This window comes from Psychrobacter sp., assembly GCF_049295055.1.
In the GTDB taxonomy this organism is placed as follows: Bacteria; Pseudomonadota; Gammaproteobacteria; order Pseudomonadales; family Moraxellaceae; genus Psychrobacter.
The window spans coordinates 53,918-70,295 of the sequence record NZ_JBAQQF010000084.1; the positions used below are offsets into that span (position 1 = coordinate 53,918).

Annotated in this window: 14 protein-coding genes; 9 read left to right on the top strand and 5 right to left on the bottom strand. The window is 41.5% G+C overall.

From position 1 onward, the window contains the following. The first annotated feature begins 58 nt into the window (after positions 1–58). The 8 genes from WAZ74_RS12745 to WAZ74_RS12780 all read left to right on the top strand — a co-directional run bounded on the left by WAZ74_RS12745 (position 59) and on the right by WAZ74_RS12780 (position 10,318). A complete protein-coding gene (locus WAZ74_RS12745; protein WP_422308676.1) occupies positions 59–1,204 on the top strand; it encodes a beta-ketoacyl-ACP synthase III in 1,146 nt (381 codons plus the stop codon). Positions 1,205–1,526: 322 nt separating this feature from the next. Then, positions 1,527–2,006, top strand: a complete 480-nt coding sequence (locus tag WAZ74_RS12750; protein ID WP_422308677.1) for a DUF3060 domain-containing protein — start codon at positions 1,527–1,529, stop codon at positions 2,004–2,006. A gap of 328 nt (positions 2,007–2,334) precedes the next feature. Further along, complete coding sequence (gene prfA, locus WAZ74_RS12755; RefSeq protein WP_422308678.1) at positions 2,335–3,426, top strand: peptide chain release factor 1; 1,092 nt, start codon at positions 2,335–2,337, stop codon at positions 3,424–3,426. Positions 3,427–3,462: 36 nt separating this feature from the next. After that, a complete protein-coding gene (locus WAZ74_RS12760; protein WP_422308679.1) occupies positions 3,463–3,984 on the top strand; it encodes a hypothetical protein in 522 nt (173 codons plus the stop codon). A gap of 132 nt (positions 3,985–4,116) precedes the next feature. Continuing rightward, positions 4,117–5,661, top strand: a complete 1,545-nt coding sequence (gene lysS / locus WAZ74_RS12765; protein WP_422308680.1) for a lysine--tRNA ligase — start codon at positions 4,117–4,119, stop codon at positions 5,659–5,661. 124 nt (positions 5,662–5,785) lie between these two features. Then, on the top strand, positions 5,786–7,072 hold the full coding sequence (locus tag WAZ74_RS12770) for a hypothetical protein (protein ID WP_422308681.1): 1,287 nt from the start codon (positions 5,786–5,788) through the stop codon (positions 7,070–7,072). Positions 7,073–7,219: 147 nt separating this feature from the next. Beyond that, the gene (dnaX, locus tag WAZ74_RS12775) at positions 7,220–9,184 is read left to right on the top strand and encodes a DNA polymerase III subunit gamma/tau (RefSeq protein WP_422308682.1); all 1,965 of its coding nucleotides are present in this window, start codon (positions 7,220–7,222) and stop codon (positions 9,182–9,184) included. A 234-nt stretch (positions 9,185–9,418) separates the two neighbouring features. After that, positions 9,419–10,318: a LysR family transcriptional regulator gene (locus WAZ74_RS12780; protein WP_422308683.1), complete on the top strand. Its 900-nt coding sequence runs from the start codon at positions 9,419–9,421 to the stop codon at positions 10,316–10,318. A gap of 150 nt (positions 10,319–10,468) precedes the next feature. Here WAZ74_RS12780 and WAZ74_RS12785 read toward each other — a convergent pair whose 3' ends face one another. Both WAZ74_RS12785 and WAZ74_RS12790 read right to left on the bottom strand, forming a co-directional pair. Continuing rightward, the gene (locus WAZ74_RS12785; protein WP_422308684.1) at positions 10,469–11,650 is read right to left on the bottom strand and encodes an aspartate aminotransferase family protein; all 1,182 of its coding nucleotides are present in this window, start codon (positions 11,648–11,650) and stop codon (positions 10,469–10,471) included. 54 nt (positions 11,651–11,704) lie between these two features. Then, entirely contained in the window at positions 11,705–11,902 is a 198-nt protein-coding gene (locus WAZ74_RS12790; protein ID WP_422308685.1) for a DNA gyrase inhibitor YacG, read from the bottom strand. 248 nt (positions 11,903–12,150) lie between these two features. On the opposite strand from WAZ74_RS12790, the gene WAZ74_RS12795 reads away from it, so the two are divergent. After that, positions 12,151–12,810, top strand: coding sequence for a DUF938 domain-containing protein (locus WAZ74_RS12795; protein WP_422308686.1), 660 nt, complete (start codon positions 12,151–12,153; stop codon positions 12,808–12,810). A gap of 173 nt (positions 12,811–12,983) precedes the next feature. Here the strand turns inward: WAZ74_RS12795 and WAZ74_RS12800 are convergent, their stop codons facing one another. The 3 genes from WAZ74_RS12800 to WAZ74_RS12810 all read right to left on the bottom strand — a co-directional run bounded on the left by WAZ74_RS12800 (position 12,984) and on the right by WAZ74_RS12810 (position 16,356). Further along, positions 12,984–14,393, bottom strand: a complete 1,410-nt coding sequence (locus tag WAZ74_RS12800) for an ABC1 kinase family protein (RefSeq protein WP_422308687.1) — start codon at positions 14,391–14,393, stop codon at positions 12,984–12,986. Between the two features lie 428 nt (positions 14,394–14,821). Continuing rightward, on the bottom strand, positions 14,822–16,171 hold the full coding sequence (purD, locus tag WAZ74_RS12805) for a phosphoribosylamine--glycine ligase (protein ID WP_422308700.1): 1,350 nt from the start codon (positions 16,169–16,171) through the stop codon (positions 14,822–14,824). 41 nt (positions 16,172–16,212) lie between these two features. Beyond that, positions 16,213–16,356 (bottom strand): hypothetical protein, encoded by a 144-nt coding sequence (locus tag WAZ74_RS12810; RefSeq protein WP_422308688.1) that lies wholly within the window; start codon positions 16,354–16,356, stop codon positions 16,213–16,215. Positions 16,357–16,378 lie beyond the last annotated feature (22 nt).

Below are 16,378 nucleotides of genomic sequence, written 5' to 3' on the forward strand. Positions count from 1 at the left end.
TTTTTACTTTACCTTATGCTTATTTCAAGCACCCTAGTAGTAGACAAGGAAGCGTATCATGACGACTTGTATCACAGGCACAGGCCTATATATCCCGCCTTTTAGCATCAGTAATGAAGAGCTAGTAGAGTCCTTTAATCAGTATGTTGAAAACTATAATACAAAACACGCCGACGAGATAGCAGCAGAGACTGTTACCGCACTTCAGCCTTCATCGGCGGCTTTTATTGAAAAAGTATCGGGCATCAAATCACGCTATGTGATGGAAAAAGACGGTATCTTAAACCCTGAGATCATGGCGCCTGTTATCGCGTATCGTAACTTAGGTGAAGAGCTGTCTATCATGGCAGAAATGGGTGTAGCCGCATTAAATGATGCCTTGGCTGATGCTGGGCTTGAAGCCAATGACTTAGATGGTATCATCCTTGCCTGCTCAAACTTCCAGCGTACTTATCCAGCCGTTTCTATCGAGATTCAAAATGCAATCGGTATGGTTGGCGGCTTTGCTTATGATATGAACGTCGCTTGTAGTGCCGCCACTTTTGGTCTATCACAAGCGCATGGTTCTATCGTATCAGGTCTTGCTAAGCGCGTCGCTGTGGTCAATGTTGAGATTACTTCAGCGCATCTTAACTGGCGCAACCGTGACAGTCATTTTATCTTTGGTGATGTCGCCACCGCTTGTATTGTAGAAGAACTCGATACGCCAAGAGGCTACGAGATTCTAAACTCTAAACTATTTACTCAGTTTTCGACCAACATCAAAAACGAATATGGCTTTATGGATCGTTCAGAGTTTTTGGCAGCACAGACCGAGATGTATCCGGATCTTAAAGAGCCAGTGACCGACAAGTTATTTTTGCAGAATGGTCGTAAAGTATTCCGTGAAGTCTGTCCAAAAGTGTCAGAAGTTATTACTGAGCATTTGCAAGAAAATAATATCCCAACGTCTGACGTTAAAATGATGTGGCTCCATCAAGCCAATGCCAATATGCTGGATTTAATCTTGCGTACGGTTATTGGTAAAGAAGCAGATAAAGCGATTGTGCCGAGCGTCATCGCTGAATTTGCCAATACCAGCTCAGCCAGTCCGATGATTGTCTTCCATCGTTATAAAGATGAGTTAAAATCAGGCGATTTGGGTGTGATTTGCTCGTTTGGTGCCGGTTATTCTATTGGTTCGGTATTGGTCAAGAAAGTTTAAAAATCTTTAGTTAAGCTTCAAACATGTAAGGGCTATTGAATAATTGCATAGTGGACTATGAAGTCTTGCTGCAAATATTCAATAGCCCTAATGCTTTGTAAAGCTCAACCAAATAAGCTATGAGCTTCGCTGACTTCTATGTATATTTATGAAATTTTGACATTTTTATGAGTAACTGTTGGTTAATACCTACGAAATAATTAGATAAAATTACATTAACAATTCTATCTTTTTCGTATAATGTTAAGGCTCAACAGTAGTTCGTTTGTACTTTATAGAAATTATTTTAAAATTGACAATATACATAAGATAGGGGATTACTATGCGGTTACATGCTTTGTTAGTTCTAACGGCAATTTTATCTGCGGCTTCTGCTCAGGCTGGAGTTTATGCCGGTTCAAATGGCGTTCAGGTTGGTAATATTTCAGTTGGTGTAAGTGGTATTAGCATCCCTGGATATGATTTGGTGGACATTAGTGGTTCTAGTAGCCAAGCAAATGATAATGCTACCTATAACTGTACTGCCAAAAATCCGAACGCGTCTATTAGTGGTAGCAATCGAACAATAACAGTCAATGGGTCTTGTCAAACGATTACCGTTAGTGGGGCAAACAATTCAGTCACAGCGCAACAAGCAAAAAAACTGGTTGAGTCTGGTGCTAATAATGATATTACTATTACGAAAGTGAATAGCATTTTAGTAAAAGGAGCAAACTCTTCAGTAGAATACCGTTCTGGGTTAACAGTAAAAAGACCGACGGTAAGTGCCACTGGACCGAACTCATCAGTAGACACTTTTTAATAATACAAAAAATCATAGATTTTGCTGATTTGTGATAGGCTCTAAGTAAATATCTGCAAATAAAAAATCAAGCGATAATTAATCAGAGTTATCGCTTTTTTCATAGCTAATGAAAGGTGGTTTTTTAAAGTATTACTTTGTTTCGCGATTCATTGAATCGGATCTTAATTATTCATCAATTATAGGTTTTGGTAGCTTAATTACTCACAAAATGAGCAGCAATTTAATATAATCAAGTTATAAATTAGGAAAAACGCTTTTCAGTAAATAGCAAAAAAATTTGCTATAATCACGGTCTTATTCCCATTATTTAATTAAAAGTCCTTTTATGAAAGAATCCTTACGCCTGCGTTTAGACCAGATGGTAGACCGTTATGAAGAGGTCACTGCCTTATTATCAGACCCGAGTGTCATCAGTGATAACAATAAGTTCCGTGAATTGTCTGTCGAACATAGCGACTTGATGGATATCACTACGTTATGGCAGAACTATGTGGGTGCAGAAACGGATCAGGCTGATGCCGAAGCCATGTTAACAGAAGCGTCAGATCCTGACATGAAAGAGATGATGCAAGAAGAGATTGACAGTGCTCGCGATACTATCGTAGAGATGGAAGAAGCACTTAATGTCATGATGCTGCCAAAAGATCCTAATGATAAAGTGCCCGCATTCCTTGAGATTCGTGCAGGGACAGGCGGTGATGAAGCGGCGATTTTCTCTGGTGATTTGTTCCGCATGTATCAAAAATACGCGCAAGCTCAAGGCTGGACATTAGAGATTTTGTCAGCCAATGAGGGCGAGCATGGCGGTTATAAAGAAATTATTACCCGTGTGTCTGGTAATAGCGTCTATGGTCGCTTAAAGTTTGAGTCTGGCGTGCATCGTGTTCAGCGTGTGCCTGATACAGAAAGCCAAGGTCGCGTGCATACATCAGCCTGTACCGTTGCTGTGATGCCTGAAGTTGAGATTGATGATACGGTCGATATTAATCCTGCAGATCTAAAAATGGATACCTTTCGCTCAAGTGGCGCGGGCGGTCAGCACGTGAATACCACCGACTCTGCCGTACGTTTGACGCATATTCCAACCGGTACCGTGGTAGAGTGTCAACAAGAACGTAGCCAACATAAAAACCGTGCGCAAGCGATGAAAATGCTGATTTCAAGAATCCAGCAAGTCAAAGTCCAAGCTCAGGTTGATGCCGCTGATACCATACGTCGAGATTTGGTCGGTAGTGGTGATCGTTCAGAGCGCATTCGTACCTATAACTTCCCGCAAGGCCGTATGACTGATCACCGTATTAACCTGACTTTATATAAGCTTGATGCCATTATGGAAGGCGATATGGATGAGTTACTAGATGCACTGTTACGTGAGCATCAAGCCGACTTGATGGCCAGTATTGGCGGTGCTTCATAAGAGATTCATAAGCCCATAAAATAAGAGGCGTACGTTATGCATATGATAACCAACTCATCACTACTATTACTACCGTTTAACAAAATCGCGATTATTATTACCGCGATGTTAATGGCGTTTTGGTTATCTGCTTGTAGTGTCACGCCTCCATCAACGCCAGTAGTGCAGCCAGAGCCGAGCGATAGTAGTACAGCAAATGACAATTCAGAAAATAATAGTGCAACGAATGATACTGCATTGAATATTAAGACTGACCCGTTTTCTTATCAAGCCTGTGTTTATCCGCCCGATGAGATTATAAAAGCCTGTACGGCAAAGGGTGGCGTATTTTCACAGCAAGGTCGGCTTGGTTGCTATCAATGTGTGGTGACTTATAGCGATGCAGGTAAAGCTTGCCAAGACAGTAGCGACTGTCAAGGTAAGTGCAAAAGCACGGGTGAGTTTGTAGAGGCTAATACCAAAACTCAGTCCGGACAATGCGCCAGTGATAGCAGTCCGTTTGGCTGTTATCAAACGATTGAAGATGGCATGGCACAGCCTGCTATCTGCGTCGATTAATTTGGTATTTGTTTTTAATGTTGAAAACGCATCATTATTATACAACTGTCTTATTTGAAATTTTTTAATTCTGTATTTAAAATTTATAATTTTCGTTTATTCCTTTAATTATCTAATAATTTTGAGAGTGTTATGTCAAAGCCTAATAATCAAAATCAGCAAAATAATCAAGAGCAAGTTCCAGAAGACGCCAACGAGCTGATTGCTCAATTGCAAGCTAAGCTCGATGATATCGTCGCATCGGGTAAACAACCTTATCCGAATACGTTTAAGCGCACGGATTATGCTCAAGACTTGCAAACGGCATTTGATGGTATCTCAAAACAAGAAATTGCTGATAATGATGCGAAAGGCGAAAAAACACAGGTTAATGTCGCCGGTCGCGTCATGCTCAACCGTGGCGCGTTTATTGTTATCCAAGATATGACAGGTCGTATTCAATTATACGTCGCACGTAAAGAGCTAAATGAAGAAACATTAGCCGATATCAAATCGCTAGATTTGGGTGATATCGTTGGCGTATCAGGTTATATCGGTCGCTCAGGCAAAGGTGATTTGTACGTACATATCGAAGAGATTGAGTTATTGACCAAAGCGCTACGCCCAATGCCAAATAAGTTTCATGGTCTAGCCGATGTGGAAGCTCGTTATCGTAATCGCCATCTAGATTTGATGACCAATGAGACGACTCGTGATACCTTTATGATTCGCAGTCAGGTCGTTAGCGGTATTCGCAAGTTTATGTTGAATGAGCGTTTTATGGAAGTAGAAACGCCAATGATGCATCCTATCCCAGGTGGTGCAGTGGCGCGTCCATTTGTAACGCATCATAATGCGTTAGATATGCCATTATATTTGCGTATTGCTCCTGAGCTTTATCTTAAACGCTTAGTTGTTGGCGGCTTTGAGAAAGTATTTGAGATTAACCGTAGCTTCCGTAATGAAGGTGTCTCAACCCGCCATAATCCTGAATTCACCATGATTGAGTTTTATCAGGCGTATGCGGATTATCATGATTTAATGGATTTGACTGAGCGCTTATTTAACGAATTGGCGACGGATATCTTAGGTACTACTGAGATTACTTATCAAGAAGAAGCCATCAGCCTAAAAGCGCCTTTTATACGCTTATCTATGTCCGATGCGATTGCCAAATATGCAGAAAATTTCGATATGGCACGTATCAATGATCGTGAGTATCTCGCAGAATATGCATCGACAACGCTAAAGCAGCAGGTAAAAGATGTCTTTGGTGTCGGTAAATTGCAGACGATTATCTTTGAAGAAACCGCTGAGCATCAATTACGTCAGCCAACTTTTATCACAGAATATCCTGCTGAAACTTCACCACTAGCACGCCGTAGTGATGACAATCCTGAGATTACCGATCGTTTTGAGCTGTTTGTCGGTGGTCGTGAATTGGCAAATGGTTTTAGTGAGCTGAATGATCCTGCGGATCAGGCTGAGCGTTTCCTTGGTCAAGTGGCTGAAAAAGACGCTGGCGATGATGAAGCGATGCACTTCGATGCAGACTATATCGAAGCCTTATCTTATGGCTTACCACCGACCGCAGGTGAAGGCATCGGTATTGATCGTTTGGTAATGCTATTGACTGACTCTGCTAGTATTCGTGATGTGATTTTATTCCCACATATGCGCCGTAAGCTTGAAGGTTAGAGATTAGAGATAGTTTGCTTGCCATAAGTCCACGCTGGTACTAAACTGAACATAAGAAGGCTATTTTTGCTTTTAATGGAATAGTCTCATATGGTTTTTCGAGTACTTAATTGATAGGGACGTTATGAATACTATGAACGCTAAGCAAGTACCACCCTCTATTTGGCAGCAAATGATTCAGCAGAATTTTTTATCCTTGTATGATTTATCCAAAGATAAAATCACTGATCCTGAATATTTTCAGGGTTATGATTTTGTCTTTGAGTTTTCTAATGCGACGGTCTATCTTATTGTTAATGATGTCGTTATGCAGGCAAGCAAACAAGGCATTGACAGTACTCAGGTTCGTGCATGGAGAAAAGAGGTCGTCAATCAGCTGATCAAGCAACATGCTCAGCTTTATCTTAAAAACGATAAAGCCATCGTTAGTAGAAAAGAAGCGACATTTCATAAGCCCATTTATTTTATTGGTTTAACGTCACTCTCAGTACAACATCAAGACAGTGATCAAAATGATAAGTATTCAGAGACGCCATCCTATGCGGTTGGTTATGAGTATGGCAGTCAGTTTTTTGCTGAAGATTGTGTGTTGGACTTGGACGACGAACAAAGTGTTCTGCAAGTATTTAGCTATCAGAACTTTTCTGAGATATTGAATCAATTGGTGACGCCAAGTGACTTAACCGCATATCTAGCGTTTCATCGCAGTAAACTGACTGGATTTGAGACGTTTGAAGATGAATCGACTTTGCTTGCTCAATTCTTACAAGCGCCAGATTTTCATCAAAGGGCGATTGAGGTGCAAGAGCAGTTAGTCAGTCATGAGCTGATAGGGCAGATTGAACCGCGTTTGCTAAGAGCGGCAGAACCTGAGCAAACTGAATTTGCCGCAGCGCTGATGGCAGAAATTCAAAAGAATACTCGAATGTGGTACAAGCTTTTTAATAGTTTAGTCAAAAGCTGTTATGAAGCGGGTACGCCACTACCAAAAGAGCAGGTTGATATTTTGGTAGATGAGTCCATGTACACTTATGCGTGTTTAATAGAAAAAATATTGGCGCATAGAACGATTGATCAAGAATCACGCTGGACAGGCTATGTGCGTCACGAACACTCTTATAATGTATTTGGTCGCCATTATTTGATGGTGTTTTATGCGCAAGATGAAAACAGCTCATTAAGCGCAGACAAGGTTCGTGCTGGTCACCAAGATTTGTTATTTGAGCTGAATGCCCAAATGCAGCAGCCTGTTATGCAAGATCTGTTTTTAATTGGTGTCGACGTTAGACCTTGTGAAGATAGCGTTAATACCGAAGTGCATCTCGATGCTTTCCATCAAAATGGATCGCTTATCGATGCGAATACACAGCGTTTATATCAACAATTGGCTCAATTGAGAGCTCAATCATAGCTTAGTTTTGATAGCTAGTTTTGATACTTAATTTTGATGGCTAGCTTCGATGGCTAGCTTCGATGCTTAATTTTGAGACAGTGTTTTAAGATAAATCGCTGATTTGATGCTTTACTTATATTTTTACGACTCACCTTGGCATTTATTATGACGCAGCAATATCAAGTTTTAGCCCGAAAATACCGCCCCAAAAACTTTCACGAGTTAATTGGGCAGTCACATGTCTCACAGGCACTGATTAATGCGATTGATTATAATCGTCTGCATCATGCTTATCTGTTTACGGGCACGCGCGGTGTCGGTAAGACGACCATCGCCCGTATCCTATCTAAATGTTTGAACTGCGATACTGGTATTACCAGCACCCCATGTGGTGTGTGTGATAATTGCGTGGCAATTGATCAAGGGCGTTTTATTGATCTGATTGAGATTGATGCTGCTTCTCGTACCAAAGTTGAAGACACGCGTGAGCTACTTGATAATGTACCTTATGCGCCAAGCCAAGGTCGCTATAAAGTGTACCTGATTGATGAAGTACATATGCTGTCGACACACAGCTTTAATGCGCTACTTAAAACCTTGGAAGAGCCGCCTGAGCATGTCAAATTTCTACTAGCAACGACGGATCCCCAAAAGCTGCCAATCACTATTATCTCACGCTGCTTACAGTTCGTATTGCGTCCTTTATCGCAGAGCTTACTCAGTGAACACCTAGCCAATGTCTTAACTCAAGAGCAAGTAAGCTACACGCAGCCTGCGCTTTGGCAATTGGCCAGTGCAGCAAAAGGTTCGGTACGTGACGCCTTATCGTTGACCGATCAAGCCATTGCTTTTGGTCAAGGTGCGCTTGATGATGTGACCGTCAATGCGATGCTTGGTTTGATTGATGCCGCCGACTTAGTAAGCTTGATCACAGATATCTATAATCATGATAAGCCTGCCGTCGCTACCCATATTGAGCAGATGCGCGCGCAAATGGTCGATGCCAGCAGTATGTTTGACGGACTCGCTGAGCTGTTACATCAGTTGGCATTGACCCAGCTGCTACCTGAGGTTGCTCTCAATGTAAATGAAGCGCAAGCACAGCATATCAATACGCTTGCCCAGCGTATGAGCCCTGACGTATTACAGCTTTATTATGAAATTGTGGTACAAGCACGTGAAGGCGTTAAGCTTGCCAGTACGCCAATGCAAGCGCTTGAGATGTGTATTTTACGTCTCTTGGCTTTTCGTCCCTTACCAGTTGATGAAATCTTAGCCAACATACCTGATAGCACTATACCGACTATAGAGCCAGTATCTGCTACTGTTACCTCCAATACAGCATCATTAACTGCTGTTGAGTATTTGGAAACAGTACCATTATCGATGTCAGAATCAGAATCAGTGCCACTGCTACAAGAAGATGATATTGATTATCGTAGTGATATTAATCTCAATATTGATATCGAGCAACAAAGCTCAAATTATGATAGTAATGAATTAAGCCAATACAGTAGTTACCACCATCATGATGAGGCGGAACTATTAAGTAACGAGATTAGCTCCGAACCTGTTATTGAGCCTGAACCTGTTATTGAGCCTGAACCTGTTGTTGAGCCTGAGCCCGTTGCTGAGCCTGAGCCCGTTGCTGAGCCTGATGTAAATGATTCTCAGTTATCGATACAACATGAGGATCCACGCACCCTGCTGCGTTGTGCACCGCAAGAATTGACGGGTGAGTGGACGCCGGAAAAATGGGACTATTGGCTACAAACTGCTCGTGAAGCGGGTAGCTTGGCTCAAGATGAATTAGCCCTTGCGCGTCAAGGTATGATGATAGGGAGCTGTAATGAGAAGGCGGTTTTTGTCACTGCGGTTGATAGTAAGCATTTGCAAACGACATTCGAGCAGCTAGCGGCAACATTACAAGCGCAGTTTACTCAGGCAGAAATCAGCTTACAGATAGATGGTAGCATCATGCAAGCCGATGATAAAACGCCTGAGCGTCGTCAACAAAAACGCCTCATTCAAGCCAAAACGGTAGCAGAGTCAAGATTGCTAAATACGCCAGTGATGCAGTATTTAACCGAGCGCGGCGAAGGAAGAATGGGAAAAGTTCAGTTATATTAAACAATCAAAAATTATATAGTCAGCATTTTACAAAAACCAGACCGTTATTAAACTCATGGTACATATTAAAATATCAAGGTTAAATTACTCTATCGCCTTGATATTTTTGGTTTTATTGCTTGGTAAGTCACATTAATTGACCGTAAGAGTTATATTAAAAAACTGTAAGATTTGTTGTAATCCGCTATAATGGTTAAGTTATATTAACAACTATAAAATAGCTTAGGTGAGAATATGTTAGATAATTTACGTGGTATGGCCGTGTTTGCCAGTGTGGTCGGACACGGCTCTTTTAGTGGTTCAGCTCGCCAACTGGGTATTACCACCAGTGCCGTCAGTCAGCAGATACGCTCCTTAGAAAACGAGCTGGGTGTGGTGTTATTACATCGTTCAACCCGTAAGCTAAGCCTAACAGAAGCGGGTGCTAGCTTTTATGAAGCGGCCAAAGACGTAGTGAGCGCAGCAGAACAAGGTCGAATTAAAGTCAATCAATTACGTGATGAGCTGGCAGGTAGTTTGCGTATTGCAACGACACCTGAGCTGGGTGTACATCATATTTTGCCAGCGTTATCCACTTGGATGTCAGCGCATGATGACCTCAGTATCACTTATTTCGCCGACAATAATTATATTGATATGATTGATGAGCGTATCGATATTGCGGTACGTATGAGCCCCAATATCAACGACTCAACTTTGAGCAGTCACCCATTATCTGATGTGCGCCAAATGTTGGTCGCTTCACCACAATATTTACGTCAGCATAAAAAGATAGAAACGCCGAAAGATTTGGTAGACCATCAGCTTATCTGCATTGATATCATGAAGGATGCGAATCAGATTGAGCTTACTCAGACTGAGACTGGTAAAAAAACACGTATTAAAATGACCTCGCGTATCCATACCAATAATGTCTTTATGGCAATGACAATAGCCAAAGAGGGTCATGGAATTCTTAGAATGATGGAAATGGATGTCAAAAAAGAACTGGAATCTGGTAATCTGGTCGAAGTTTTGACAGGCTACCAGATGCCAAGCTTTGTACTGTATGCCGTCACATTAAACCGTGATCAACAGCCTGCAAAAATCACTCGCTGCTTAGAAGTATTAAAAAAATATTTTCATGCAAATTAGATTTTAAGCCACCTAAGTAACAGTACAGCTTAATTATTAGTAGCAAGTAAAAAGCCTATAGATATACATTATCTATAGGCTTTTTTTAAGTGTGTATTTTAACTGTTTTTATTTGAATATCGTTTTATAACAACAGTTCAAAATAATCGCTTAAAATGATGGTTTTAATAGGTCAATCAAACGTTCGACCACCTGTGAGCTCTCATCACGGCTTATATTAAGCGGTGGTAGCAAACGAATGACATGACCACCAGTGACATTGATGATGAGTTTTTGTTCATCACGGGCACGATCAACCAATGTGCTACAGTCCATATCTTTAGGTAGTGTAATCCCAATCATCATCCCAGCACCGCGACTACTAACGCCATATTGTCCAAGCGCATCAACCATACTCTCGCGGATAAAACGCCCTTCACTAACAGCGTTGTCCATGATATCGCTATTTGCCAACACATCATAAACACTATGAACCACACGGCTGGCTAATGGTGTGCCGCCATAAGTTGAGCCATGACTACCAGCACCGAACAAGCCGTTAGCGCGACCACGTACCATGCATGCGCCTACTGGGAAGCCATTACCTAAGCCTTTGGCTGTCGTTAATACATCAGGGCGTGCGTTGCTATGCTGATAAGCGAAATATTTACCAGTACGACCATTACCGGTTTGCACTTCATCCAGCATGAATAACCAGTTATGGGTATCGCATACTGCTTGGATTTGTTCAAGGTAACTGAAGCCGTTCGCCGCTGTATTGAGACCGCCTTCGCCTTGAATCGGCTCGACAAACACCGCACAAATATCTTCATGGTCATGAGCTGCTTGTTGAATCGCTGCAATATCGCCAAAGGGAACACGAATAAAGTCGTCATCTAAGGTATAAAAGCCTTCACGCGCTTTAGGATTGGCTGTTGCTGATAGGGTCAATAACGTACGACCGTGGAAAGATTGCTCCATAACAATCACTTTTGGGCGCTTAAAGCCCTGCTGATACGCGTACAATCGTGCCAATTTTAGTGCTGCTTCGTTCGCTTCTGCACCACTATTAGCAAAAAACACACTATCCATTTGCGCCGCACTACATAAGGCTTCACCAGCACGCTCTTGCCACTCGATACCAAATAAATTACTGGTATGAACTAAAGTTGCTGCCTGCTGTTGAATCGCATCCGTGACTTGTGGATGACAATGTCCTAAGCCGCATACTGCGATACCGGTCAGTGCATCTAAATAGGGCGTATTATCTTTGGTATAAAGCCAACTTCCTGAACCTCGTGCAAAGCTAATTGGTTGACGATTATAAGTGGGCATCAGGTAAGTAGCAGACATGTAAAACATCCTTAGAATGATAAAGTGGTTAAAGGTAGCGCTTAAAGGTAGTGTTTATAGCTCATCAGAAAACGGCGTAGATTCGGCAGGTAAAGTATAATCTTCGTTTGCCCAGGCGCCTAGATCAATAAGTTTGCAGCGATGACTACAAAAAGGCTTATATTTATTGTCTTGCCATGCAGTTTGAGTACCACAGCGCGGACAAGGATAGGTTTTGGGTGAGGTTTTAGTGCTAGGAGTAGGTTCAGTCATGATAAAAGTGAGTATATCCTTAATATTATTAACAAAATAAGTGAGCAAAAAGTTATTTATAATTGTTATAAGTGACGTATAAGAATTAATCTGGTGTGTCTATTCCAAAATCATTACTGTAGCAAACTGCTTTACAATGCTATTTGTTGATGGCTAATAGCTTTCAGTGTATTACTATCGGGCTGCATTGACTATATAATAGCATGTGGTCGAATAATGACAAATGACAAATACTTTAAGGGTAGTACATGACTGACAATCTTGAGCTTTCACATCAAAAAAAGCGAGAATTTCAACCACAAAGACTCTCAGCACCACGCGATTTTATGATGCCAGAAGTATTGTCTAAAGATGAAGTGTCTTTAGTATTAGAGATTGGCGCAGGGAAAGGCAAGCATGCGCTAAGCTTTGCTCAGCAAAACCCTGATAAGCATCTTATTGCTATTGAGCGTACCCGCAATAAGTTTGATGCCTTTGCTAAGTTGGCTGCGCAGCAAAACTCAAACAATTTAGATGCTATTCATGCTGATGCTATTGCATGGATTGTACATGCGATAGCTCCAAATAGTATCGACAGTATTTTTATACTATATCCCAATCCTGAACAGCATAATCCTAATCAACAATGGTTGAATATGCCTTTCTTTGAGTTTTTACTTTCTCGTTTGAAAGTAGGTGGGGAAGTCATACTGGCGACCAATATAGACGCTTATATGGACAATGCTGAACAGCAAGCTCATGAGGTTTGGTGTATCCCAAATAGGCGACGTAAAGTCAAAAGTGACAGTCAGCGCACACATTTCGAAGTTAAGTATTTAGCGCGCCAAGAAACCTGCTGGCAGCTTACTATGAGCAAGCCTAAAGGTTATCGAACCAGATTTGATAATTGGGCAATCGGCAACCCATAAAGTATAAAATAATAGCCTAAGTAAAAATTAACACCAAAATAGATAAAGCTATAAGAAAATTAGCATACCATCCTAAAATACGATAATATAAAATAGCCTAAGCAAATAAAAATATTAAACAAAAAAAAGAGAAACCGCCCCAAAGAGCGGTCCAAAAAGTGTTCGTGCTTATATTACAAAAAAGGCTTAACCAATGTACTAGAGTCAGTATGAGCATCCAATACCGTTAAAAACGTATAAGCGCCAATAAACTTACGACTAATAAACATAAATTCTTTGGGCGGAAGATTAAACTCAAAAGATTGCATAGCGCGTGAGGCGTCATTTGAAAGGCGGGTATGTAATTTGCTATTTGCCCAAATATAGCGCTGCTGTTCATCCAAACAATCAGCAGGGATATCAGGGTTTAGAGCAGGGTCACTAAAAGGCTCTGTAGCAAGCAAAAATAATGAGGCAATATCAGAACGTACTTTATCACTCATCGTGTCGAAGAAATCATAACCTGTCATTGCGAGCATCATTGCCTGATGATCATGACGATATCCTGCTCTTAATAAGCCATGAGCGATCGTCAATAGATTATCATCAAACTGGCGAATAGCACCAAAATCTAACAATACCAGCTTGTCTATCTCATTTTCGTCCTCACTGACACGAACGAGATAGTTACCAAAGTTTGGATCCGTTTGCATCTCACCCCATACAAAAATCTCTTGTATCATGATTTCGATGGCAGCCTGACCGATAGCATTGCGGCTTTCATGAGGTAATAATCGCAGTGCTTCAGAAACCACGCTAATACCGGGTTCATAGGACATGCATAGCAAGCGTTTGGTTGAGTAAGTACGATTTATTTTTGGAACAATATAGCGCGGATCATCAAGTAGACGCTCATAGAAACGCTCAGTAGTGGCCGCTTCTGCTTCATAATCGACTTCATGATGGAGTAGGTCGCGTATTTCTTCAAACCAAGCATCGAGCGAACGTGTTTGAGGAACAATATTACTGACCTTTAATAAACGCTTGAATAAAGCAAGATCAGAATTAATAGCATCAGCCACACCCGGATATTGAATTTTCAATACCACCTGTTCGCCAGTTGCAAGTACTGTTGCGCGATGAACTTGGGCTAGGGATGCGGTACCAATAGGAATGGGGTCAACCTCAAGTTCATGCAATTTATTACCCAATAACTGGCGCAATGTCTGCTCAATTTTTGGCCATGCTAATGTCGCTGTATCGTCATTGAGCGTTTGTAAGGCTCGAGTAATCTCAGGTGGCAAGATATGCTCACCATAAATCGCCAGCATTTGACCAATCTTTACCACTGAACCTTTTAATTTGCCCAGCTCTTCTGCCAAGTAATTTGCCTGTTCTTCCATAAAAATCTGGTTACGTGCCGTACGTGCTTCTTTATTTAAGAACATACCGGACACGCTATTACCTGCCCAACGACGACCAATATTCAGCGAAGTTTTGGCAATCGACAGTCGACGCTCAAACCCTGAAGTTTTTAAGTTATCAATCGACTGCTTAGTGGGAGACTGTTTGTTGTCAAAAGGTCTAGAGGTATCATTTGCCATAAATATAATCATTCATCCGGTTGGTATTGATTTGTGGGTTTAATACCGACAATACAAGGGAGATGCGACACACTGGTACAAAATTGTACCATATAAAAGGAAGATGGATTGCCCCACCTTAGCTGACAGGTGCTTTGTAAATTACTTTGTAAATTACTTTGTAAATTAAGGTGTGATTATTAAGATAGCCGTTACTTGTCTAATCTACTATACATTATGCTTTGCTGTAGCTCACGCACCAATATGATGACCTTTATTCTAACATGTAGCACTGTGTGATTTTTAAATTGGTTAAAGTATATTAAAAGGGCTATATCAAAAAATTCGACCTAGCATCACACTAGGTCGAATCATCAGATAAAATCATTAGCATTTAAATATTAAGTGGAACCACGTTATTTATAGAATATTTTATAGCGTACTAAATATTAGGTATTCTCGCGAGCGATAGCATGATGTCCGATATCACGGCGATATTGTGCACCGTCAAAACTAATCGCAGCAGTGACTGCTAACGCTGCTTGCTGCGCTTCTGAAATAGTATCTGCTAGCGCAGTGACACACAATACGCGCCCGCCATCAGTAATGATTTCTTTTTTACTATGAGTGGTTACGTCAGGATTAATATTATCTGACTCGGCGTGACTAAAATTAGTGCCTGCATGGAACACTTTTACGGCATCAACACCTTGGTTATCAAGCGCTGGCAAACCAGAAATCACATTACCTTTGGAAGCGCTTTCAGGATAGCCTTTAGAAGCAACGACAATACCAAGAGCAGGGCGCACATCCCAATCGGCTTCACTAGGTAATGTACCTGCTAGCCCTTGAGTAACCAAATCTACCATCGATGACTTTAAACGCATTAAAATTGGCTGAGTTTCTGGATCACCAAAACGGCAGTTAAATTCAATTACAAACGGATCACCTGCCTTGTCAATCATCAGCCCAGCATATAAGAATCCAGTATAAGGATGACCCGCCGCTTGCATCGCATCAACGACTGGCTGAATGACTTGCGCCATTACTTTGTCATGCACGTCTTTTGTAACTACTGGGGCAGGAGAGTATGCGCCCATGCCACCCGTATTCGGTCCGGTATCACCTTCAAAAGCGCGCTTATGATCTTGGCTAGTCGCCATCGGTAAGATATTTTCACCATCTACCATACATATAAAGCTGGCTTCCTCGCCTTGTAAGAACTGCTCAATAACGACGCGGCTACCGGCATCACCAAATTTATTGTCGGCGAGCATATCGTCAATTGCTTCATAGGCCTGCTCAACAGTTTCGGCAACGATAACGCCTTTGCCAGCAGCTAAGCCATCAGCCTTGATAACAATCGGGGCGCCTTGTTCTGCCACATAGGCTTTTGCGCTTTCTACATCGGTAAAACCTTGATAGGCAGCCGTAGGAATATTGTTTTGTTCCATGAATTCTTTAGCAAAGGTTTTTGAGCCTTCTAATTGTGCACAATATGCAGTTGGGCCCCATGCCTTAATACCAGCTTCGCGGCAAGCATCGACAATACCAGTAACGAGTGGCGCTTCAGGACCAACAATAACCATATCAATATTATTGTTCTGGCAAAATTCGATGACTGCGCTATGCTCACTGGCACCTGACGCTGTTTTCAAGATAACGTTTTGGCACTTAGGTTCAAGCGCAGAACCGGCATTGCCAGGGGCGACATAAACGTTTTGCACTTTGTCATCTTTTGCACATTGCCATGCCAATGCGTGTTCGCGACCACCTGAACCAATCACCAAAATATTCATCATACGTCTAGCCCTTAGCATTAAAATTCATAATGAGTGAGTTAATAGCGAGTCAATAAAGTACTGTTAAACATAATGCCGTATTCTAACAAAAAAGTCGCAACGATTGCCATGAGTATCCACTTGCCTGCAATGATTAGGCGATATAAACGACAACTCGTCTCATTATCAAAGGTTATCGACATATCACTAATTCATGAAATGATT

What these genes read in the sequence shown, in the direction of transcription:
- WAZ74_RS12785 (WP_422308684.1), bottom strand. Translation starts at nt 11,650, where the DNA reads ATGTCTGCTACTTACCTGATGCCCACTTATAATCGTCAACCAATTAGC.
- purD (WP_422308700.1), bottom strand. Translation starts at nt 16,171, where the DNA reads ATGAATATTTTGGTGATTGGTTCAGGTGGTCGCGAACACGCATTGGCA.
- WAZ74_RS12800 (WP_422308687.1), bottom strand. Translation starts at nt 14,393, where the DNA reads ATGGCAAATGATACCTCTAGACCTTTTGACAACAAACAGTCTCCCACT.
- WAZ74_RS12810 (WP_422308688.1), bottom strand. Translation starts at nt 16,356, where the DNA reads ATGTCGATAACCTTTGATAATGAGACGAGTTGTCGTTTATATCGCCTA.
- dnaX (WP_422308682.1), top strand. Translation starts at nt 7,220, where the DNA reads ATGACGCAGCAATATCAAGTTTTAGCCCGAAAATACCGCCCCAAAAAC.
- WAZ74_RS12745 (WP_422308676.1), top strand. Translation starts at nt 59, where the DNA reads ATGACGACTTGTATCACAGGCACAGGCCTATATATCCCGCCTTTTAGC.
- WAZ74_RS12790 (WP_422308685.1), bottom strand. Translation starts at nt 11,902, where the DNA reads ATGACTGAACCTACTCCTAGCACTAAAACCTCACCCAAAACCTATCCT.
- WAZ74_RS12795 (WP_422308686.1), top strand. Translation starts at nt 12,151, where the DNA reads ATGACTGACAATCTTGAGCTTTCACATCAAAAAAAGCGAGAATTTCAA.
- WAZ74_RS12760 (WP_422308679.1), top strand. Translation starts at nt 3,463, where the DNA reads ATGCATATGATAACCAACTCATCACTACTATTACTACCGTTTAACAAA.
- WAZ74_RS12770 (WP_422308681.1), top strand. Translation starts at nt 5,786, where the DNA reads ATGAATACTATGAACGCTAAGCAAGTACCACCCTCTATTTGGCAGCAA.
- WAZ74_RS12750 (WP_422308677.1), top strand. Translation starts at nt 1,527, where the DNA reads ATGCGGTTACATGCTTTGTTAGTTCTAACGGCAATTTTATCTGCGGCT.
- prfA (WP_422308678.1), top strand. Translation starts at nt 2,335, where the DNA reads ATGAAAGAATCCTTACGCCTGCGTTTAGACCAGATGGTAGACCGTTAT.
- lysS (WP_422308680.1), top strand. Translation starts at nt 4,117, where the DNA reads ATGTCAAAGCCTAATAATCAAAATCAGCAAAATAATCAAGAGCAAGTT.
- WAZ74_RS12780 (WP_422308683.1), top strand. Translation starts at nt 9,419, where the DNA reads ATGTTAGATAATTTACGTGGTATGGCCGTGTTTGCCAGTGTGGTCGGA.